The organism is Winogradskyella sp. SYSU M77433 (genome assembly GCF_029911945.1).
Classification (GTDB): domain Bacteria; phylum Bacteroidota; class Bacteroidia; order Flavobacteriales; family Flavobacteriaceae; genus Winogradskyella.
Window position 1 is genome coordinate 135,816 of the sequence record NZ_JARYTG010000002.1, and the last position, 19,729, is coordinate 155,544.

Consider the following 19,729-nt stretch of genomic DNA (forward strand, 5'->3'; position numbering starts at 1 on the left):
ATGAGCTTAAAATTAAATTACAGCATGTCTTTGGCTAATTCTTATGGATTAACAAAAACTCAAAAAATAGCTTCAGCAGTTGGTATACTTGGTTTGTTTATTTTGACGTTGGCTCTTTTTAATGTTGAATTTCCTAATAAAACAATTACTCTAACTATCGCTTTAAGCCTAATGTTTATTGGCGCTATTTGGTTTTCTAATAGTTTGTATTTAGATAAATCTAAAGGCATAAAAAATGATGGTGTTTGGTTTAAATCTTTATCCGCTAGAGGATTAATTGGTTGGCTAATTGGTGTTGTTTTAACCTTATTTTACATTGTACTTTATTTTTATCCTGAATATTTAGGTTTAGCTCAAAAAGGTGAAGAAAACACTGGTTTAGTTGCGCTATTTGATCCTTTAAGTCAAATTTTAAGCGGAAGAAACGCCAGCCAATGGTTTGTTTACGGTACGCTTTACACGGTCGCGATTTTAGTTTTTGGCTACAAATTCATTTTAAAATATAGACACAATCGCTATGAACAAATTAGGACTATATCGGTCATGTTTTTTCAATTGGCTTTTGCGTTTTTAATTCCAGAATTCATGTACGTAATGAACAGCGATTTACCGTACTACGATTTAAAAAATATTTGGCCTCTTAATTATTATAACTTCGAAAGTTATCGCATTAAAGCTTTTATCAGTGCTGGAAATATCGGTTTAGCCATGCTAATTTTTGGTATCGTTTCAATATTTATTATCACGCCTATTTTAACCTACAAATATGGTAAACGCTGGTACTGTTCTTGGGTTTGTGGTTGTGGCGCTTTAGCCGAAACTGCTGGAGATTCTTTTAGGCAATTAAGCGATAAATCTCAATTTGCTTGGAAAGTTGAGCGTTGGGTAATTCACTCGGTTTTAGTATTCGTTGTGTTAATGACTACAGCTGTAATACATAGTTATTTGGGCAATGATACCAGCAAATATTGGCTTACAAAATCGTCGTTTTTAATTTTTGTTGCTTCTTTTTTGACCTTGATTTTTGTTGGAATATTTCTCTTTAAGCGTAAGGAATTAGCTAAAGACGCCAAATACGGCGCTATTGGTTATTTTGTGATTATCATGTCCTTATTTGCTTTACATTATTTCAGCAAAGACAATTCGTTGTTTTTATTTAAATCAGAAAGCTTAAGAAAAAGCTACGGATTTTTAATCGGTTCTATCTTTTCTGGTGTTATTGGCACTGGCTTCTACCCTATTTTTGGCAGTCGTGTTTGGTGCAGATTTGGTTGTCCTATGGCGGCAATTTTAGGATTTCAGCAACGCTTATTTTCAAAGTTTAGAATTACAACTAATGGTGGGCAATGTATTTCTTGCGGAAATTGCTCAACCTATTGCGAAATGGGAATTGATGTTCGTGCCTATGCTCAAAAAGGCGAAAACATTGTACGATCAAGCTGTGTTGGATGTGGTATTTGCAGTGCTGTTTGCCCAAGAGGCGTTTTAAAATTAGAAAACGACAGCATGAAAGGTCGCATAAACCCTAACGAAATCCTTCTTGGAAACGATGTTGACTTAATGGATTTGGTAAATCAGAAATAAGACATTTATTTTGCGTTTTCAAACTAACTAAATGCCTAACATAAAAGTTATCATTCCTGCTTACAATGAGGAGGAATCCATTCCCTTAGTGATTAACGATATTCCTTCAATCGTTAATGAAATCATTGTAGTTAGTAATAATTCTACCGATAATACGGAAATAAATGCCAAAAAAGCGGGAGCTACGGTTTTAGTTGAAAAACAAAAAGGATATGGTTATGCTTGTTTAAAAGGTATGACTTATATTGCAGAACAAGAAACCCAACCAGACATTGTAGTTTTTTTAGATGGAGACTACAGTGATTATCCTGAAGAACTAACTAAATTGGTCGCACCAATTATTAATAAAAATATTGATTTTGTCCTTGGATCTCGCGTAAAAGAATTACGAGAGCAAGGCTCTATGACCACACCACAAATATTCGGTAATTGGCTAGCAACAAACTTAATGCGACTATTTTTTAGTTCTACTTTCACAGATTTAGGACCATTTAGAGCCATTAAATACGATAAACTTTTAGGTTTAAAAATGGAAGATAAAACCTATGGTTGGACGGTAGAAATGCAACTGAAAGTTTTAAAACAAAAATTACGTTATAAAGAAATTCCTGTTAATTATAGAAATAGAATTGGTGTCTCAAAAGTTTCAGGAACCGTAAAAGGTGCTATCTTTGCAGGCGTAAAAATTCTTACGTGGATTTTTAAATATAGTTTTAAGTGATTTACCTACAATATTTTATAATAGTTGTCTATACCATTGCCATAGTACTAATCTTTATGTACGCTTTGGCTCAATTAAATTTACTTTACAACTATCTTTCATCTAAAAAAAGAAGAGAAGAATGTGAAAAATTCAACCTTTCTAATCCAGATGAAATACCATACGTTACTATTCAACTTCCCGTTTTTAACGAGATGTATGTAATGGATCGTTTATTGGAAAACATTTCACTTTTAGATTATCCGAAAGATAAACTTGAAATACAAGTACTTGATGATTCTACGGATGAAACTGTAGAAACCACCAGAGCTCATATCGAAAAATTAGCTGCTACAGGAATAGATATAAAGCACATTACCAGAACTGACAGAACTGGTTTTAAAGCTGGTGCTTTAAAAGAAGGTCTAAAAATTGCTAAAGGTGAATTTATTGCCATTTTTGATGCAGACTTCTTACCGAATCCAAACTGGTTAAAACGTACAATCCCATATTTCAAGAATGAAAAAATTGGAGTTGTTCAAACTCGTTGGGGACATATAAACCGAAACTATTCTTTACTAACCAAAATCCAGGCTTTTGCTTTAGATGCACATTTTACTTTAGAGCAAGTAGGAAGAAACTGTAAAGGTCATTTCATTAACTTTAATGGTACAGCTGGTGTGTGGCGAAAAGACTGTATTATTGATGCAGGAAACTGGGAAGGAGACACGTTGACTGAAGATTTAGATTTAAGTTATAGAGCTCAGCTTAAAAACTGGGAATTTAAATATCTTGAAGATGTAGAAACTCCTGCTGAACTTCCTGTGGTAATCAGTGCTGCACGTTCACAACAATTCCGATGGAATAAAGGTGGTGCAGAAAACTTTAGAAAAATGCTTTGGCGCGTTTTAAAGTCTGATAATATTTCGACCAAAACAAAAGTTCACGGCTTACTTCATTTATTGAATAGCACCATGTTTTTGAATATTTTCATAGTTGCTGTTTTGAGCATTCCAATGCTATACATAAAAAATGAATATGCTCACTTACGTGATTATTTTTATGTGATGAGTTTCTTTGTAATGAGTACCATTATATTCTTTGTTTGCTACTGGTTTATGTACCGAAATATTTACGGTAGTGGCTTCAAAAAGTTCTTTGGATATATTGGTATGTTCTTTACGTTCTTTTCAATAGCCATGGGCTTTTCGCTTCACAATTCTATAGCGGTTATTGAAGGACATATTGGTAAGCGCAGTGAATTTGTGCGTACACCGAAGTTTAATATCAGTACCATAAGAGATTCTTGGAAAGGTAACAAATACTTAAAAAAGAAATTATCACCTCATGTACTTCTTGAAGGCCTATTGATGATTTATTTCGGATTCGGACTTTATAGTGCGTTCATCGTTGGAGACCAAGGTGGCGATTTTGGGTTATTTCCATTTCACCTAATGCTTTGTATTGGTTTTGGCTATGTTTTCTTTAAGTCTCTAAGCTCTAAAGTTTAGTTACTCGCGTTCCTCAAAAGGAACAATTATGCCTTTTTCTAAATAGTTTTTCAATCCGTTGAGCAATAATGCCCAACAAAATGATGAATGTTTAAAATGTGCATTACATTCTGGCCAATTAATGTGGGAAAATCTAGCTTTGTTCCATTGTTTACAGTAGCCAAATCAAAACCAAATGTTGTAGGATTCCAATCGTCATCAGACTCGGTCATTTTAAAATGAATGCTTTCATTATCTTTACAACGTTCAACTTTTGCATACCAATCATATTTATCGGTAAAATTGAAATTATACAACTCTCCTACTTTTGGATTTCCCGAACATTTTAAAGGCCACCAATTGATAAGATGATTAGGATCAGAAACAGCTTTAAAGACTTCTGACTTCTCTGCTTTTATGGTAAAACTATGGAAAATTGAATAACTCATAATTTCAAAATTGTATGCTTAAAGGTATTAATAATTTTTCCGACTATAATAGCTTTAAATAATTCTATATTTGGATTATGCTAGGGTTAACCAATCTTGTTAGATACAATAAAACATTCTTCCTTGTTATCATATCAAGTATTGCCTTGTACAGTTCTTTTGCCTTTGATTTGGCTAGAACCGACTTTACTAAATTGATTTTGCTCTACATTGCACTGTTTGTTTTTGCATATCAACTGGTTGAAAAATCAGGTTTAAACTTTAAGTTTTTAGTTGGTCTTGGCCTTCTATTTAGACTTATTTTTTTATTGGCTACACCAAACTTATCACAAGATTTTTATCGTTTTATTTGGGATGGACAAATGCTTCTGGAAGGTTTTAATCCTTATTTGTATACACCAGATCAAATTATGAATCAGGCTGGCACCAAAATTCCGTTAGCTCAAGAATTATATACCGGAATGGGTGCTTTAAGCGCTTCGCATTTCACCAATTATCCTCCATTAAATCAATTGTTTTTTGCTTTAGCTGCTTTATTTTCGAGTAAAAGTATTTTAGGTTCTGTCATTGTTATGCGACTGATTATTATTGCTGCAGATTTTGGTATACTTTACTTTGGCAAAAAATTATTAGAAGCTTTAAAACTACCCTCAGAACGTATACTTTGGTATTTTTTAAATCCGTTTATCGTTATTGAGCTCACTGGTAACCTTCACTTTGAAGGTGTGATGTTGTGCTTTCTAATTTGGGGTCTGTACCTATTACATTCTGGAAAATGGCAATGGTCAGCTGTTGTTTTTGCCTGTTCTATCTCAACAAAACTTATTCCTCTGATGTTTTTACCATTATTTTTTAGATGGTTTAATTCTGATAAAACAAAAAAGACTCCTGAGTTTGAAGGAATGACAACGCTAATTTTATTTTATGCCATCATTGGAATAATAACACTCTTGTCTTTTCTTCCGTTTTTTTCAATGGAGTTTATTGTCAACTACTCTAAAACCGTCGGACTTTGGTTTAACGATTTTGAATTTAATGCTAGTATATATTATATCGCCAGAGCAATAGGTTATTTTATTAGTGGTTATAATGAAATAGCTATTATTGGTAAAATTATACCTGTAGTAGTACTATTAATAATTCTTGGACTAACATTTTTGAGACAAAACAATACTCTACAAAAACTAATAACATCTATGCTTTTAGCTTTGGCTTGCTACTTGTTTTTAAGCACAACGGTTCACCCTTGGTATGTTGTAACTCTTGTTGGTCTTAGTTTATTTACTCACTATAGATTTCCTTTGGTTTGGTCTTTGGTTATTGTATTAAGCTACTGCGCCTATTCAGATCCTATTTATAAAGAAAATCTCTGGATCATTGCATTAGAATACAGTATTGTGTTTAGTGCTTTTGCTTGGGAGGTTATTCTAAAAAGAAAGCTGCCAGTTTCCTAGCAGCTTCTTTATTTCAATTACACCTTTTTTACTTTTGTGATGATGTAAGTTTCAAAAACTTCAATGTAACCATTTTCATCTTCTTCTTCGTACTCAGTAATTTCATAAGTAATCTCAAAACGCTTACCTACAAACTCATCTAATTTTAGATTAACTGACTGTAAGGCTGCATCAGTAATTTCCGTAAAATACATAACTTCTTCATCGCCTTCCTCTTCATCTTCTACCAAAAAGGAATACCCGTTATCCTCATCATAACCATCAAACGTTGCAACTATAGTTACTACTTGTTTACCTTGACCTTTTTTCTTTATTTCTGAATTGGCATTAACACTTAAAACAGCAGTGAAAAGTGCTAAAACCAATACTATTTGTTTTGCTTTCATGTTCAATTTATTTAAAATTAATATTGACTGAAATTCATCTATGCGCAATGCATACAAATGAATTTTAAGTATTGAAAATTCTTTTAATGGGATTTTACCACGTCAAGCCCAATGCTTTTAGATTATAATGCTCTGACTATAAATTACTGTGGATGGCTATTTGCGAAGAATTTGCTTGAATTATATCAATTTTAAGATGAACAAGTCTACAACCTCAACTAAAATTAGAATGATAATAATCCACTCTAATCGGCTACTTTCTCTGTGATCCATAATATCCTTGAAAAGCTCTAGGTTTTCCTTTATAATTTCAATTCTATCATGAATAACGTGATAACGGTCTTTTAAATCGAACGTTTGCTTTAGTTCTAAATTAAGCTTATTTAACAACTCATCTTCCCAAGTAATATCTGGTGAATCAAAGATGTATAGGTTTTCAGAAATTTTATTCTTTATATTTAAAATCTTTCCAATAAAGCGCTTTAGCTTATTACCAGAAATATCTAGTTTTCCTTTGTTTTCAAGATATTTTGTATGCTTATTGGTTTCTATGAGTAACTCTTCGGTAATTTCAGAATACTGGTTTAATGCTACGGATTGTGATGCATTAAGCATTACCAAGCGTATCATTTCACTATTAAAATCTGGCAATACCACACTTTCAAAATTCACTTGAAGGGTATGTTGTTTGATTTCAACTGTAACTTCTTCCGAAATTTTGTCTGAAAAATAAGTGTCGCAGTAAGGCTTTATTTGCTGTAAAGCTTCCTCTATTTCTTGTTTTGAATAGTTAAAAAAACTAACCATTCCGTACTGAAATAAATAAACGTATTTATCCTTAGCGCTTGAATAAAACAGCTCATCACTATCTTGAAACAACAGCTGCCACGACAACTGTTGTTTGCTTGTTTTAATACTAATAGTGTTTGCTATTTGGTAGGCAACAACTGTAAACATTATATTTTAAACATATCCTTAGGATCCTTAAAGCTTTTAAACTCTAACATATAATCATTAGGGTCATTTATAAAGAATGACAAGTGTTCTCCTGTTTTATCTTTTAAAAATGTGGTTTGCGTAACAACCTCTAACTTTTGCTTTGTAAGCTTAGTATAGATTTTACCCCAATTATCAACATCTACAATAACACCAAAGTGAAATGACGGTAAAATTTTACCTTCAAAAACATAATTTGGACTATTAAAGTTGAATTTTTCTGCCTGAATAAATGTTAACTGATGTCCAAATAAATTTATATCTACCCAATTTTCATTTGTTCTTCCCAAGAACGCACCAATGTTATTAATGTAAAAGTCTTTGGTTTCTTCTACATTAAGACACGGTAATGACATGTGAAATGAAGTTTCCATAATTTATTCTAATAAGAATTTAGTTATTAGTAAATTACAAAAAATTACGAAATATTTTACACTAAATTTTTAGTCTATATCTTCGATATCGTCGTCTGGTTGGATATCTGGATCTTGTACTGCATCTGGATCATCATCATCAAAATCTTCATAATCATCCTCGTCATAATTTTCCATAGTTACGGCAAGTTTAGTACTTACTTTAACCAAGTATTTAGTATCTTCTGTAGTTACCTCAACAGCTTCAACAGTTTCGTTTTTAGCATTTCTGAATGAAATTATTTGGTCATCATCATATCCATCAGGATATTTTTCTACCAAAAGTGCCAAAATCTCTGGTGTAAGCTTTTTAAAGTCTACGATTACGCGTTTTAGGTGTTGGTCTTTTTTGTTCATATTTACATGTCTAATAGATAGGCAAAAATAAGCGGTGCAACGATAGTAGCATCACTTTCTATGATATATTTTGGTGTATTTATGTCTAATTTTCCCCAAGTAATTTTTTCGTTTGGTACAGCTCCTGAATACGACCCGTAACTTGTAGTACTATCACTTATCTGACAGAAGTAGCTCCAAAATGGTGTATCTGTACGCTCCATATCTTGGTAAAGCATTGGCACTACACAGATTGGAAAGTCACCTGCAATTCCACCGCCTATTTGAAAAAATCCAATTCCATTTTCTGAATTTTCAGTATACCAATCTGCTAAGAACGTCATATATTCTATTCCAGATTTCATAGTACTCGCTTTTAACTCACCTTTTAGCACATAGCTTGCAAAAATATTACCCATAGTACTGTCTTCCCACCCTGGGCAAACAATTGGTAAGTTTTTTTCTGCTGCTGCATACATCCAAGAGTCTTTAAGGTCTATCTCGTAGTACTCTTCTAAAACACCAGATAGCAATAACTTGTACATATACTCATGCGGAAGGTAACGTTCTCCTTTAGCTTCAGCATCTTTCCAGATTTTTACAATATGCTCTTGTATACGTCTAAAAGCTTCCTCCTCTGGAATACAAGTGTCTGTTACTCGGTTTAACCCTTTTTCTAACAAATCCCATTCATCTTGAGGAGTTAGATCACGATAGTTTGGCACGCGCTTATAGTGACTGTGCGCCACCAAATTCATAATGTCTTCTTCTAAGTTAGCTCCTGTACAAGATACTATCTGAACCTTATCTTGGCGAATCATCTCAGCAAAAATCTTACCTAATTCTGCAGTACTCATAGCACCTGCTAAGGACACTAACATTTTAGCACCAGAATTTAACTGATCTTCATAACCTTTTGCGGCATCAACTAAAGCTGCAGCATTAAAGTGTAAATAGTACTTTTCTATAAATTGGGATATGTTTCCTTTAGTAGTCATCTTCGTCATTAAATTTAGAAAATTTATTTGCTCCATTTGATGAATCATTGAAATTACTTTCAAAATCATCATCTATGTCTTCTCCTTCAAATTTATAACTCAACATCTTATAGTACAACTTTGCGGCTAAAAAATCTGAAGACTTATCAACAGTATTAGGACATAACTCAACAATGTCGAATCCTACCACATTTTTTTCTTCAAAAACTTGCTTTAAAAACTCTAAGGTTTCGTACCAAAATAAACCTCCAGGTTCCGGAGTACCAGTGCTTGGCATTATTGAAGGATCTAAAGCGTCTAAATCGAAAGTGATAAAAACATTATCTGTCATTTGATCTATTGCTGAATCCATCCAGTTGTCATCTTGCGCCATTTCATGAGCAAAATAAGTCTTGTCTTCATCCATCACTGTTTTTTCAATGATGTCCATAGAACGTATACCAACTTGAATTAAGTTAGTAGTCTGACTTGCTTCATAAACAGCACATGCATGGTTACATTTAGAACCTTCGTAACTTTCGCGTAAATCAGCATGAGCATCGATATGAAGTACTGTTATGTCTTCAAACATTTCATTGAAAGCTCTAATTGTACCAATAGAAATAGAGTGCTCTCCACCAAAAATGGTTACGAATTTATTCTTTTTAATATACTTTTTAGTTGCTTGATGTACAGCATCTACCATAGCTTCTGGTGATGAATTTTCTGTAATCGCATCTGCTAAAAATACACCTTGCTGATATACTTCAGAATTGGTTTCAATATCATAGAGCTCCATATTTGCAGAAGCATCTAAAAAAGCATCTGGTCCCTTATCGGCACCTTTTTGCCAAGTACTTGTACCATCGTAAGGTACAGGAATCAAAACAATCTTTGATTGATCTAATTTTGCATATTGCTCTGGTATACCAGCATAAGTTTTAGTTTTCATTGTAACCTAAAATATTAAGTAAGTCTTCACTCTTTTGTTGTTCTTTAAAAATCTTTGTTGTTAGCTTTCCTTCTTCATCTCGTTGAATCAAAATATGTTTTGGAGATGGAATTAAACAGTGTTGTAAACCTCCAAAACCACCAATGGTTTCTTGGTAAGCTCCTGTATTGAAAAACCCTATATATAATGGTTTATCCTTATTGTATTTTGGCAAATAGATAGCATTAACATGTTGCTCGCTATTGTAATAATCATCACTATCACAAGTTAAACCACCTAATAAAACACGCTCATAACCATCGCTCCACCTATTAATTGGCAACATTATAAAACGTTTGTTTATGGCCCAAGTATCTGGTAAAGTTGTAATAAAAGATGAATTGATCATGTTCCATTTTTCTCTATCATTTTGTTGTTTTTGATACAACACTTTGTAGATAGCACCTCCACTTTCACCAACAGTAAAACTTCCAAATTCAGTAAAAATGTTTGGAGTTGCAACACCTTCTAGGTCACAAACTGTTTTTATTTGATTTACGATTTCATCTACCATATAAGCGTAATCAAAATCGAAAGCCAATGAATTTTTTATTGGAAAACCACCACCAATATTCAAGCTATCCAACGATGGACAAATTTTCTTAAGCGCAGTGTAAACTTTAAGACACTTTGTTAATTCATTCCAATAATAAGCATTGTCTCTGATACCAGTATTTATGAAAAAATGTAACATTTTTAGCTCCACCTGATCATTCTCCTGAATCTGATTTTTGTAAAAAGGTACAATGTTTTTGTAACCTATTCCTAATCTAGAAGTATAAAACTCAAATTTTGGTTCTTCTTCGGATGCAATTCTAATACCTACTTTAAACTTTCCATCAATGTCTTGTGACAACAAATCCAACTCCTCATAATTATCTATAATAGGAATACAGTTTTCATGACCAGAGTTTATCAGTTCTGCAATATTAGTAATGTATTGCTCACGCTTAAAGCCATTGCTTAATACAAATGTTTTATCGGTTATTTTACCTTCTGCTTTTAACTTTTTCACAATATCTAGATCAAAAGCCGAAGAAGTTTCTATATGAATATCATTACTCAAAGCTTCATCTAAAACATGCTTAAAGTGAGAACTCTTAGTACAATAGCAGTAGTTATACTTACCTTTATAATCATGCTTTTTAAAAGCATCAGCAAACCAAGATTTTGCACGTTGAATATTATTTGATATTTGAGGCAAATAGGTAAACTTTAAAGGTGCTCCGTATTGTTCTACCAATTCCATTAAATCAATATCATGAAATTGAAGTGTGTTTTCCTTTAGGTTGAATTCGTCCTGAGGAAAATAAAAGGATTGATCTATAAGATCAATATATTTTGTGTTCATTATAATTTTTTAAAAAATTCAAGTGTAAATTAATAAAATATAAACTTAGTTCAAGTAAAGTTTATGTTATATCAAATTTGAATTTGATTTTGTGTAGTAGGTACAAAACCGTAGTTATGCTGACTATCAGCAATTGAAGTAGCGGAAGTTAGCTTTAAATTTCGGTTACTTATCTTATAAGCAGTTTTTGAATATGACTTCCTAATTTTCAAAAACCCGAACGTAAAAACAGTTTTCAATGTGTTCAGCTAAATTTAGAATCCGTTGTGTTAGTAGTTCTAAATTTCGTGACAAATGTATACTATTTTTTAATACGCAAAACTTTTTTAATTTATTTTTTAAAAAAAATTAGTGTCTGATTTTCAGTGTATTAAAAATATAATTTGAAACTAAAATTCTGTAATTAATGTTATTCTGACTGTTTTTAGCTAAATTTCATCTCATTTATTTATGATATGAATTTGAATACTAAAAGAAGTTTTAAGCTTGCTGTTATTGGATTAGTACTACTATTATTTTCAATAATAATTACTGCCTTAAACCTTAATCAAGGTACACTTTCTATAATAGTTGGCATTTTAATAATTTCATCTTTTGTTATTGCAGTTACAGGACTTATAAGTTCTCTAAAAAGCTTAAAAGAGCCTAATACCTTTCAAAAGATTTTTGGCTTTATAATAAATCTATCAATAACTATTGTAATAATATTAATAATCATAGCCAATGTTATTGATATTTCTAATGCCTTATCATAAAAGTCTTGATTTAATAAATTAGTGTTAAGCACTTCTCTTTAAAATATACTTTCACTAATTTAGTAATTGATTGTGTTTATCCAAACAATCTAAATAGACCGATTCGCTAAATGAACGCACACTTACTAAACATCATTAAAGAACAAAAGGAAGCTATTAAGGTTTCTATGACTCTAAAGGAAGAGTCGCAACGTTTTACCAAATTACTTTTTAAAGCCTTCTTTGACAGTGAAACCAATACTGAAGAAGCCTTTCAAAATTTAGAAACTGTTTTTTTATCTATCAGAGACATTGCTTGTCCAGAAATAAAAGGCAAACCATGTAAACGTTGGGATGATTTTATGGAAAGTATTCCTGATTTGTATTGTAGCTTAAAGAAAGATGCTGAAGCTATTTTTAATAACGATCCTGCGTCTCGTTCTGTTGAAGAAATATATTTAGCTTATCCTGGTTTTTTTGCTATTGCAACTTACCGAATGGCTAGAGTATTTCATAAACTTGGATTACCATTAATCCCAAGGTTAATGACCGAATATGCACATCATGTTACAGGAATAGATATTCATCCTGGAGCTACAATCGGCGAGTCCTTTTTCATAGATCACGGCACAGGAGTCGTCATTGGTGAAACTACCGAAATTCATAATAATGTAAAGGTCTATCAAGGTGTTACCTTAGGCGCTTTAACTGTAAAAAAGCAAGACCAAAATATAAAACGCCATCCTACCATAGAAAATAATGTTACTATCTATGCTAACGCAACCATTCTAGGCGGAGAAACTGTTGTTGGAGAAAACAGCATTATAGGAGGCAACACTTGGCTTACGGCTTCAGTTCCAAAAAACTCAATTGTAACACACAATCATAAGGTAGAAGTATACACTAAAAGAAGTAAATCCCATGAACAAAACCTTAATAGATAGAATAGGCAATACACCTTTGGTAAAATCTATAGCTCTGAATACTAACCCAAACGTCAGCCTTTATTTTAAACTTGAAGGTAACAATCCAGGCGGAAGTGTAAAAGATAGAGCTGCTCATAACATGATAAAAAGCGCTCTGGATTCTAAAAAGATAGATAAATCTTCAAAATTAATTGAAGCAACAAGTGGAAATACTGGTATAGCTCTAGCCATGATAGCAGCTATTTACGGCTTGGATATTGAACTTGTAATGCCTGAAACAGCAACCAAAGAGCGGGTTCAAACTATGCGAGCTTATGGTGCTAAAGTAACTTTACATCCTGATGGTATTGAAGGAGCTCGCGATTATGCTATTGATAAAGTTGAAAATGAAGGTTATTTTTCATTTAATCAATTTTCAAATAACGATAACTGGAAAGCTCATTACAAAACTACTGGACCAGAAATTTGGCGTGATACCGAAGGACAAATTACTCACTTTGTCTCTGCTATGGGAACCACAGGAACCATTATGGGAACTTCAACCTTTTTAAAAGAGCAAAATAAAGCTATCAAAATTGTAGGTGTACAACCTACTGATGATTCTAAAATTCCAGGAATTAGAAAGTGGCCAAAAGCCTATTTACCTGAAATATTTGATGCTAAAAAAGTTGATAAAACTATAGAAGTAAGCACAGATGAAGCTATTGCTATGACAAAAAGACTAGCTAAGGAAGAAGGTATTTTAGCAGGTATGAGTAGCGGAGGCGCAACAGCAGCAGCCTTAAAACTTGCAAGCGAATTAGATAGTGGTGTAATAGTAAGTATAATATGTGATCGTGGTGATCGCTACCTTTCTTCTGATTTATTTGAATAACGTTTACTAACCCAAAACGCTATTTTACTGACTTAACAGTTGTTATTACTCAAAACTATTTTTAAATTGTAGACATAGCATCTAATTTCGATGTAAATAAAAATAGATTTATTATGAAAACACAACTAACATTAACTCAAAGACAAAGCTTTAAAGCACTAAGTTTTGTGTTATTTATGATGCTAACCTCATTGACTTTTAGCTCAGTGTACGGACAAACCACTAACGAAGTTGCCTCTAGTGAACGCACTATAAAAGGCGTTGTAACTGATAGCAAAACACCCCTTGAAAGTGTCAATGTAATTCAGAAAGGTACTAGAAATGGTACGGTTACTAATAAAGCTGGTGAATTTACGTTTCCAAAGAAATTAAAAACAGGAGATGTTTTAATCTTTAGTTACTTGGGCTATGTAGATCAAGAAGTAGAAATAAAGGAAGATACTACATTTATTACGCTTGAATTATCTGAAGATTTAATAGAAATGATTGGAGCTTTAGATACTGGAAAGCCATATAAATCGAAGCGTAAAAATTAATTTTATTCTTGTTGAAACGCTTACTTTACCTTTTACTTCTATGTTTCACCTATCAATCTTATGCGCAGATATCAGATTTTGCGCATATAGATTTTAAAAAGGCTGATAGTATAGCTCAAGCATATAAAGATGAAGGACTACAAAATCTAACCGAACTTTCACGTAAATTAACTTCAAACCTTGATACAGATGTAGAACGTTTTAGAGCTATTTATAAGTGGGTTTGTAATAACATTTCCAATGATTACAATCTTTACCTTAGAAATAAGCATAAACGTGAACGCTTTAAAGATGACAGCCTCAAATTAAAAAATTGGAACGATGAGTTTAGAAAAAAGCTCTTCAAAAAATTACTAAAACAGCAGAAAACCATTTGTACAGGTTATGCCTATTTAGTTTCTGAACTTTCACGATTAGCCGACATAAAATGTAACATTGTACAAGGTTATGGCAGAGTGAGCACAACAGACATTGAGAAGTTAACCTTACCAAACCATTCTTGGAATGCTGTATGGCTAAATAACAAATGGTATTTGTGCGATCCAACTTGGGCTAGTGGTATTCCAGATCCTGAAACTAATCGTTTTACATTTTATTATAATGATGGTTTTTTTCTAGCCAACCCTGAACTATTTGCTGTTAATCATTTCCCTCTTGAAAACAAATACTGGTTGATAGATGAAAGTAAAATTCCAACTTTTGAAAACTTTAAAGCTGCTCCAATAATTTATGGAAATGCTTACAAAAACTTGGAGCTTCATATATTACCGAAGCAAATGCATCAGGATATAAGAAAGTTTGAAAATATAACTTTTGAATACAAACTGAAAGACAACATTAAAACTGAGAATGTTCGTTTTTTAATAGACAACGGTTCAAGTCAATTAAAAGTAAAACCGAACTCCATCTCTATTAAAGACAAACTACTTAAAATAGAGTTTCAATTTAAATATTCTGGATTTTATGATGTTCATCTTTACATCGCTGATGAACTAATTTCTACCTACACCTTTGATGTTAAAGGTTAAAAATTTATAGCATTTTCAGAGTGTTTAGCTCTTGCTCTGTAAGATGTTTCCAGTGACCTCTAGGAATGTCTTTTTTAGTTAGGTGACCTATAGCCACACAATCTATTTTTACAATATCGTATTTAAATGTATCGAAGATTGTTCTTAAAATTGTATTTCCTGTATTTTTAATCTTAATACCAACTTGGTTTTTAGATTCACCTTCTATGTAACTGATTTCTTCAACTGTAATTAAATCTTCCCCAACTTTAAATCCCTCTTGAATTTTCTTAAGGTCTTCAAACTTCAAGTTTTTATCTAATTCAACATGAAACAAACGTGCTACACCTGTCTTAGAATTGGTGAACTTCTGAACTATTTTATCATCATTGGTAAACAATAATAAACCAAGAGAATTTCTACCTAAACGTCCTATCGGTTTTACATTGGCATTTGTTGCATTAGCTATCAAATCCATCACTGTTCTTCCTTTTCCTTCTGCCGTAGTAGTGGCAAAACCTTTAGGTTTATTCAATAGCACATAAACTTTCGGCTCAGGGTTTATACGTCTGCCATCAAACTTCACCTCATCATTTAACTTTACTTTATAACCCATTTCAGTAACCACCTTGCCGTTAACCGTAACTAAACCAATAGCTATATTCTCATCAGCTTCTCTTCGCGAACAAATACCTGAATTGGCAATATATTTGTTCAAACGGATTTCATCGGAAGTTGTAGATGCTTTTTTAGGATTTCCCTTTTTCTTGAATGGAGCATTACCTCTAGCGTAACTTTTTGTTTTGCTGTTAGCATTTCCTCTTCCTGAAAATTTCCCTTTTCCCTTGCTACCTTGATGTCTGCTCATAATTATTTTTTTTGCAAAGGTATAACATTAGTTAACATCTTCTACTTAAATCTTAATGATCCTATTTTACACCTAATTTTTTAGCGTTTAAATTCTATTTAAAACTACGGAAACATCAATTAAAATGATAGAAAATACCCCTAAAACAATTATAAACTTAAGCAAATTATGAAGTAACAAATAATAGGTTTTACTGTTGGCTCTCCATAGCAACATTAAGAATACAATTAGAAAACCGATTGACAAATAGAAAAAATAGACCATGTAACCTACCTTAAAAAAAAGGATTAACACTATAGCTGCGATAATAGTTAAGCTTGCAATAATAGACAACATAACCTTCGAAGTTTTTTCTCCTAAAACCACAGGTACCGTTCTATAATTTAATGCTAAATCGCCTTTAATATTCTCTAAATCCTTTATTAATTCGCGCATAGACACCAATAGAAATAAAAATATAGCGTGCGCAAAAACAACAAGTTCGAAATTTTGGTAGTAAATAAAAATAGCAAAAAATGGTGTTACAGCCAGTATTGCTGAAACAATATTACCTATTATGGGTTGCTTTTTTAAGCGATGCGAATAAAACCAAATTCCGAAAATATAACACGAAAAGAAGACAACAGCTTTAAAAGAGACATAACTTGCAAAAACCACTGCTAAAAAGTTGAGCACAAAATAGAAGGATAACTTGGTGTTTTGACTCACCAACCTATCTAGCATCGTTTTTCTTGGTCTATTGATTAAATCTTTTTCTGAATCGTAAAAGTTATTGATGATATAACCTGCTGCAATTGTAGCTGATGATGCCAGAACCAACATTAAAAGATTAACATCTAACAATACAGATTTTAGAGGTTTATCATGAGCAAAAATGTAAACAGATGCTAAATATTGCGCTATAACAACAACCAATATATTATATCCTCTAACAACAGAAAAAAGGCTGAAAAATTTGATAAGAATATGTTTCTGCCGTCTAGATAGCATGCCTTTTAGTTTTTAGGGACACTTCGACAAGCTCAGTGTAAAAATTAAGAATCTAGAAGTTGTAAACTACTTCCAATTTGTGAGCTTTGAGAGCTTCTTTAGCTTTATCAAAGTTTTCTGTGAAACCTAAAATATAACCTCCTCCACCAGAGCCACAAAGTTTTAAGTAGTAATCATTAGTTTCAAGCCCATTCTTCCACAATTCGTGAAATTGTGCAGGAATCATAGGTTTAAAATTATTCAAAACAATCTTAGACAATTGCTTTGTGTTTTTGAAAAGTGATTTTATATCACCTTTTAGGAAATCATCTACACAAGCATCCGTATGTTTTATAAATTGGTCTTTTAACATGCTTCGGAAACCTTCATTCTTCATATTTTCCATGAAAATGCTCACCATAGGTGCTGTTTCTCCGACGCTACCACTATCTAGTAAAAATACAGCTCCTTTTCCATCCGTTTTTTGGGAAGGAATTCCTGTAGCTTCAATATTATCTTTTGAATTTATTAAGATAGGAAGGCTTAGATAACTATTTAATGGGTCTAAACCAGAAGATTTTCCATGAAAAAAAGATTCCATAGCCGAAAAAATCTCTTTAAGTCTTAGTAGTTTTTCGCGTGTTAAATTCTCTAAAACTGTAATTTTATCCGTTGCGTATTTATCGTAAATCGCTGCAACCAAAGCTCCACTACTACCAACACCATAACCTTGTGGTATAGAAGAATCGAAGTACATACCAGACTCCACATCTTTCTCTAATTCAGAGAAGTTAAACGTTACTAAATCCTTGTCTAAATCTTTAAGGTAAGTTACAAATCGCTTTAAGCTATCATTAGATTTTATAGCTTCAGTTGATGGATTTTCATCAACCTTTAAAGCACCGTTATAAAAATTGTAAGGAATAGATAAACCTTTAGAATCTTTAATGATTCCGTATTCTCCAAAAAGAAGAATTTTAGAATAAAATAGTGGTCCTTTCATGTATTTAAAGCAATTTCTTTAACAAATATACGTATTAAATTTCTATTTGGTTCGCCCCGAAACCTATTTGATCACAAATATAATGGCCATTTTCACAATAGCTAACCAATTCATTATTAATAAACTCTAATATATTTTCTTTTTCGACCTCAGGATACAACACATGAACATTTGCTCCCGCATCTAGTGTGAAGCAAATTTTTGAATTTGTTTTTTCTCTGTAAGCCCAAATTTTATTTATAATCTGAAGTGTGTTTGGCTTCATTAAAATGAAATACGGCATACTGGTCATCATCATAGCATGCAGCGTTAATGCTTCACTTTCTACAATCTTGATAAACTCATCTAAATTACCAGAAGCTAATATAGTTTTCAGTTTCCCTAAGTTATCATGAGCTTGAGTAAAACGTTGTTTTGCAAACGGATGACCATACATGAGCTTATGACCAACAGTGCTACTCACCTGCTTTTCACCTTTATCTACTAACAAGATAGTGTCTTGATAATTTTTGAAATTTGGATGAATGTCATCGGTATATTTTACACCATACAAATCTGAACCGTCAGGAAAGCTTTCATTTTCTCCCCAAATCACTAGTTCTCCTTCAATACTACGACAAGCAGAACCCGATCCTAGACGTGCTAAAAAAGAGGCTTTTTGATTGAACACTTCATCTGAAACTTTTTCTTCGCTAAGTAAACGCTCTATACTCATTAAGCATAGAGACAAAGCACTCATACCGGAAGCAGAAGAAGCAATACCTGAACTATGCGGAAAGGTGTTAGAGGTCTCTATCTTAAAATGATAATCTCTTAAAAAGGGCATATATGCTTCAATACGGTCAAAAAACGTTTGAATTTTTGGCTTAAAAGCTTCGTTTTTATCACCTTCAAAATAAACATCAAAGCTAAATTCCTTATTCTGTTTTTTAGTAAAGGTAAGTTCCGTGATAGTCTTACAGTTAGATAATGTAAAACTTATAGAAGGATTTTCTGGAATTTGATTTTCCTTTTTTCCCCAGTATTTTACTAAGGCTATGTTGCTAGGAGACTCCCATTTTACTAAGCCACTTTCTATACCTGAATTATAGTTCTTTAGAATAAAATCTTCCACTCTCATTGTCTAAGGTTCTGTCGACAAAGATAGCAACTTTACCATGGTTTTATAGTTTCTGGCAGTTGCATTTATTTTTAGTTTTCGTTCAAAAAAATTGAGACTGAATTTTGCATTGCCATAACCTTTTTCTGAATAGAAGTAAATGCAATTTTTCAGAATACTATATTCTTCATTTTCATAAACTTTTTGTGACGCTTCTTCAACTAAACTTTTCTCTGGTATTTCGCTTAGCATCGCAAAATAGCTATTGATTTTCTTCTCTTTAGAAAAAGGGCAATCATTAAAAATCGTTTTTAATTCTTCTCTTGTTTTAACCAAAACCGAAACATCAAACCCAAAATGATTCAGAATATTATCCTTTATTAAACATTCGAGTTCAGCTTTACTCTGTATTTTGGATTGAAATATAACGTTCCCACTCTGTATATACGTTTTTACATTTTCCAAACCTGATTTTGTGAGTAGCTCTCTGAGTTCCGCCATCGGAACTTTCTTATGACCACCTACATTAATCCCTCTAATTAGAGCGACATAGTGATAAGTATTTTCTTCCATGAGTTATAAGACT

General features: G+C 32.4%; 22 protein-coding genes. 9 read left to right on the forward strand and 13 right to left on the reverse strand.

Translation table 11 applies throughout. The features are described 5' to 3' along the window. Genes QGM60_RS03890 through QGM60_RS03900 form a run of 3 tightly spaced genes read left to right on the forward strand, consistent with a single transcriptional unit; the run spans position 1 to position 3,795 of the window. Complete coding sequence (locus QGM60_RS03890) at positions 1-1,584, forward strand: 4Fe-4S dicluster domain-containing protein (protein ID WP_281138944.1); 1,584 nt, start codon at positions 1-3, stop codon at positions 1,582-1,584. A gap of 31 nt (positions 1,585-1,615) precedes the next feature. Then, the gene (locus QGM60_RS03895) at positions 1,616-2,305 is read left to right on the forward strand and encodes a glycosyltransferase family 2 protein (protein WP_281138945.1); all 690 of its coding nucleotides are present in this window, start codon (positions 1,616-1,618) and stop codon (positions 2,303-2,305) included. Beyond that, complete coding sequence (locus QGM60_RS03900; protein ID WP_281139333.1) at positions 2,305-3,795, forward strand: cellulose synthase family protein; 1,491 nt, start codon at positions 2,305-2,307, stop codon at positions 3,793-3,795. Before QGM60_RS03895 ends, QGM60_RS03900 begins: the two co-directional genes overlap by 1 nt. Before the next feature lie 50 nt (positions 3,796-3,845). Here the strand turns inward: QGM60_RS03900 and QGM60_RS03905 are convergent, their stop codons facing one another. Further along, positions 3,846-4,223 (reverse strand): SRPBCC domain-containing protein, encoded by a 378-nt coding sequence (locus QGM60_RS03905; RefSeq protein WP_281138946.1) that lies wholly within the window; start codon positions 4,221-4,223, stop codon positions 3,846-3,848. Between the two features lie 77 nt (positions 4,224-4,300). Between QGM60_RS03905 and QGM60_RS03910 the strand changes: the two genes are divergently transcribed. Continuing rightward, positions 4,301-5,677 carry a mannosyltransferase gene (locus tag QGM60_RS03910; protein WP_281138947.1) on the forward strand — a complete coding sequence of 459 codons (1,377 nt, stop codon included), beginning with the start codon at positions 4,301-4,303 and terminating at the stop codon, positions 5,675-5,677. Positions 5,678-5,694: 17 nt separating this feature from the next. Here the strand turns inward: QGM60_RS03910 and QGM60_RS03915 are convergent, their stop codons facing one another. The 7 genes from QGM60_RS03915 to QGM60_RS03945 form a co-directional block, all read right to left on the reverse strand. After that, the gene (locus tag QGM60_RS03915; protein ID WP_281138948.1) at positions 5,695-6,063 is read right to left on the reverse strand and encodes a hypothetical protein; all 369 of its coding nucleotides are present in this window, start codon (positions 6,061-6,063) and stop codon (positions 5,695-5,697) included. A gap of 180 nt (positions 6,064-6,243) precedes the next feature. Continuing rightward, complete coding sequence (locus QGM60_RS03920; RefSeq protein WP_281138949.1) at positions 6,244-7,020, reverse strand: RMD1 family protein; 777 nt, start codon at positions 7,018-7,020, stop codon at positions 6,244-6,246. Beyond that, entirely contained in the window at positions 7,020-7,433 is a 414-nt protein-coding gene (locus QGM60_RS03925; protein WP_281138950.1) for a VOC family protein, read from the reverse strand. Before QGM60_RS03925 ends, QGM60_RS03920 begins: the two co-directional genes overlap by 1 nt. A gap of 69 nt (positions 7,434-7,502) precedes the next feature. Further along, a complete protein-coding gene (locus QGM60_RS03930; RefSeq protein WP_281138951.1) occupies positions 7,503-7,829 on the reverse strand; it encodes a hypothetical protein in 327 nt (108 codons plus the stop codon). A 2-nt stretch (positions 7,830-7,831) separates the two neighbouring features. Then, positions 7,832-8,806: a deoxyhypusine synthase family protein gene (locus tag QGM60_RS03935; protein WP_281138952.1), complete on the reverse strand. Its 975-nt coding sequence runs from the start codon at positions 8,804-8,806 to the stop codon at positions 7,832-7,834. Beyond that, the gene (speB, locus tag QGM60_RS03940; protein WP_281138953.1) at positions 8,796-9,737 is read right to left on the reverse strand and encodes an agmatinase; all 942 of its coding nucleotides are present in this window, start codon (positions 9,735-9,737) and stop codon (positions 8,796-8,798) included. The genes QGM60_RS03935 and speB overlap by 11 nt, the downstream gene beginning before the upstream one ends. Next, positions 9,727-11,127 carry an arginine decarboxylase gene (locus QGM60_RS03945; protein ID WP_281138954.1) on the reverse strand — a complete coding sequence of 467 codons (1,401 nt, stop codon included), beginning with the start codon at positions 11,125-11,127 and terminating at the stop codon, positions 9,727-9,729. Before QGM60_RS03945 ends, speB begins: the two co-directional genes overlap by 11 nt. A gap of 455 nt (positions 11,128-11,582) precedes the next feature. On the opposite strand from QGM60_RS03945, the gene QGM60_RS03950 reads away from it, so the two are divergent. The 5 genes from QGM60_RS03950 to QGM60_RS03970 all read left to right on the forward strand — a co-directional run bounded on the left by QGM60_RS03950 (position 11,583) and on the right by QGM60_RS03970 (position 15,225). Further along, the gene (locus QGM60_RS03950) at positions 11,583-11,882 is read left to right on the forward strand and encodes a hypothetical protein (RefSeq protein ID WP_281138955.1); all 300 of its coding nucleotides are present in this window, start codon (positions 11,583-11,585) and stop codon (positions 11,880-11,882) included. Between the two features lie 110 nt (positions 11,883-11,992). Next, positions 11,993-12,805 carry a serine O-acetyltransferase EpsC gene (epsC, locus tag QGM60_RS03955; RefSeq protein ID WP_281138956.1) on the forward strand — a complete coding sequence of 271 codons (813 nt, stop codon included), beginning with the start codon at positions 11,993-11,995 and terminating at the stop codon, positions 12,803-12,805. Continuing rightward, positions 12,783-13,661 carry a cysteine synthase CysM gene (gene cysM / locus QGM60_RS03960; protein ID WP_281138957.1) on the forward strand — a complete coding sequence of 293 codons (879 nt, stop codon included), beginning with the start codon at positions 12,783-12,785 and terminating at the stop codon, positions 13,659-13,661. The genes epsC and cysM overlap by 23 nt, the downstream gene beginning before the upstream one ends. A 113-nt stretch (positions 13,662-13,774) precedes the next feature. Further along, entirely contained in the window at positions 13,775-14,197 is a 423-nt protein-coding gene (locus QGM60_RS03965) for a carboxypeptidase-like regulatory domain-containing protein (protein ID WP_281138958.1), read from the forward strand. An 11-nt stretch (positions 14,198-14,208) separates the two neighbouring features. Then, positions 14,209-15,225, forward strand: a complete 1,017-nt coding sequence (locus QGM60_RS03970; RefSeq protein WP_281138959.1) for a transglutaminase domain-containing protein — start codon at positions 14,209-14,211, stop codon at positions 15,223-15,225. 4 nt (positions 15,226-15,229) lie between these two features. On the opposite strand, the gene QGM60_RS03975 is transcribed toward QGM60_RS03970, so the two are convergent. From QGM60_RS03975 to QGM60_RS03995, 5 genes are all read right to left on the reverse strand, one after another. Beyond that, a complete protein-coding gene (locus QGM60_RS03975) occupies positions 15,230-16,072 on the reverse strand; it encodes a pseudouridine synthase (protein ID WP_281138960.1) in 843 nt (280 codons plus the stop codon). An 87-nt stretch (positions 16,073-16,159) separates the two neighbouring features. Then, positions 16,160-17,062: a geranylgeranylglycerol-phosphate geranylgeranyltransferase gene (locus QGM60_RS03980; RefSeq protein ID WP_281138961.1), complete on the reverse strand. Its 903-nt coding sequence runs from the start codon at positions 17,060-17,062 to the stop codon at positions 16,160-16,162. A gap of 52 nt (positions 17,063-17,114) precedes the next feature. After that, entirely contained in the window at positions 17,115-18,044 is a 930-nt protein-coding gene (locus tag QGM60_RS03985) for a mevalonate kinase (RefSeq protein ID WP_281138962.1), read from the reverse strand. A 34-nt stretch (positions 18,045-18,078) separates the two neighbouring features. Continuing rightward, entirely contained in the window at positions 18,079-19,164 is a 1,086-nt protein-coding gene (locus QGM60_RS03990; RefSeq protein ID WP_281138963.1) for a diphosphomevalonate decarboxylase, read from the reverse strand. A 3-nt stretch (positions 19,165-19,167) separates the two neighbouring features. Next, the gene (locus tag QGM60_RS03995) at positions 19,168-19,716 is read right to left on the reverse strand and encodes a DUF1697 domain-containing protein (protein ID WP_281138964.1); all 549 of its coding nucleotides are present in this window, start codon (positions 19,714-19,716) and stop codon (positions 19,168-19,170) included. Between the last annotated feature and the right edge of the window lie 13 nt (positions 19,717-19,729).

What these genes read in the sequence shown, in the direction of transcription:
- QGM60_RS03920 (WP_281138949.1), bottom strand. Translation starts at nt 7,020, where the DNA reads ATGTTTACAGTTGTTGCCTACCAAATAGCAAACACTATTAGTATTAAA.
- QGM60_RS03935 (WP_281138952.1), bottom strand. Translation starts at nt 8,806, where the DNA reads ATGACTACTAAAGGAAACATATCCCAATTTATAGAAAAGTACTATTTA.
- QGM60_RS03925 (WP_281138950.1), bottom strand. Translation starts at nt 7,433, where the DNA reads ATGGAAACTTCATTTCACATGTCATTACCGTGTCTTAATGTAGAAGAA.
- QGM60_RS03980 (WP_281138961.1), bottom strand. Translation starts at nt 17,062, where the DNA reads ATGCTATCTAGACGGCAGAAACATATTCTTATCAAATTTTTCAGCCTT.
- QGM60_RS03905 (WP_281138946.1), bottom strand. Translation starts at nt 4,223, where the DNA reads ATGAGTTATTCAATTTTCCATAGTTTTACCATAAAAGCAGAGAAGTCA.
- QGM60_RS03890 (WP_281138944.1), top strand. Translation starts at nt 1, where the DNA reads ATGAGCTTAAAATTAAATTACAGCATGTCTTTGGCTAATTCTTATGGA.
- QGM60_RS03950 (WP_281138955.1), top strand. Translation starts at nt 11,583, where the DNA reads ATGAATTTGAATACTAAAAGAAGTTTTAAGCTTGCTGTTATTGGATTA.
- QGM60_RS03895 (WP_281138945.1), top strand. Translation starts at nt 1,616, where the DNA reads ATGCCTAACATAAAAGTTATCATTCCTGCTTACAATGAGGAGGAATCC.
- epsC (WP_281138956.1), top strand. Translation starts at nt 11,993, where the DNA reads ATGAACGCACACTTACTAAACATCATTAAAGAACAAAAGGAAGCTATT.
- QGM60_RS03945 (WP_281138954.1), bottom strand. Translation starts at nt 11,127, where the DNA reads ATGAACACAAAATATATTGATCTTATAGATCAATCCTTTTATTTTCCT.
- QGM60_RS03975 (WP_281138960.1), bottom strand. Translation starts at nt 16,072, where the DNA reads ATGAGCAGACATCAAGGTAGCAAGGGAAAAGGGAAATTTTCAGGAAGA.
- speB (WP_281138953.1), bottom strand. Translation starts at nt 9,737, where the DNA reads ATGAAAACTAAAACTTATGCTGGTATACCAGAGCAATATGCAAAATTA.
- QGM60_RS03910 (WP_281138947.1), top strand. Translation starts at nt 4,301, where the DNA reads ATGCTAGGGTTAACCAATCTTGTTAGATACAATAAAACATTCTTCCTT.
- QGM60_RS03995 (WP_281138964.1), bottom strand. Translation starts at nt 19,716, where the DNA reads ATGGAAGAAAATACTTATCACTATGTCGCTCTAATTAGAGGGATTAAT.
- QGM60_RS03985 (WP_281138962.1), bottom strand. Translation starts at nt 18,044, where the DNA reads ATGAAAGGACCACTATTTTATTCTAAAATTCTTCTTTTTGGAGAATAC.
- QGM60_RS03965 (WP_281138958.1), top strand. Translation starts at nt 13,775, where the DNA reads ATGAAAACACAACTAACATTAACTCAAAGACAAAGCTTTAAAGCACTA.
- cysM (WP_281138957.1), top strand. Translation starts at nt 12,783, where the DNA reads ATGAACAAAACCTTAATAGATAGAATAGGCAATACACCTTTGGTAAAA.
- QGM60_RS03930 (WP_281138951.1), bottom strand. Translation starts at nt 7,829, where the DNA reads ATGAACAAAAAAGACCAACACCTAAAACGCGTAATCGTAGACTTTAAA.
- QGM60_RS03990 (WP_281138963.1), bottom strand. Translation starts at nt 19,164, where the DNA reads ATGAGAGTGGAAGATTTTATTCTAAAGAACTATAATTCAGGTATAGAA.
- QGM60_RS03915 (WP_281138948.1), bottom strand. Translation starts at nt 6,063, where the DNA reads ATGAAAGCAAAACAAATAGTATTGGTTTTAGCACTTTTCACTGCTGTT.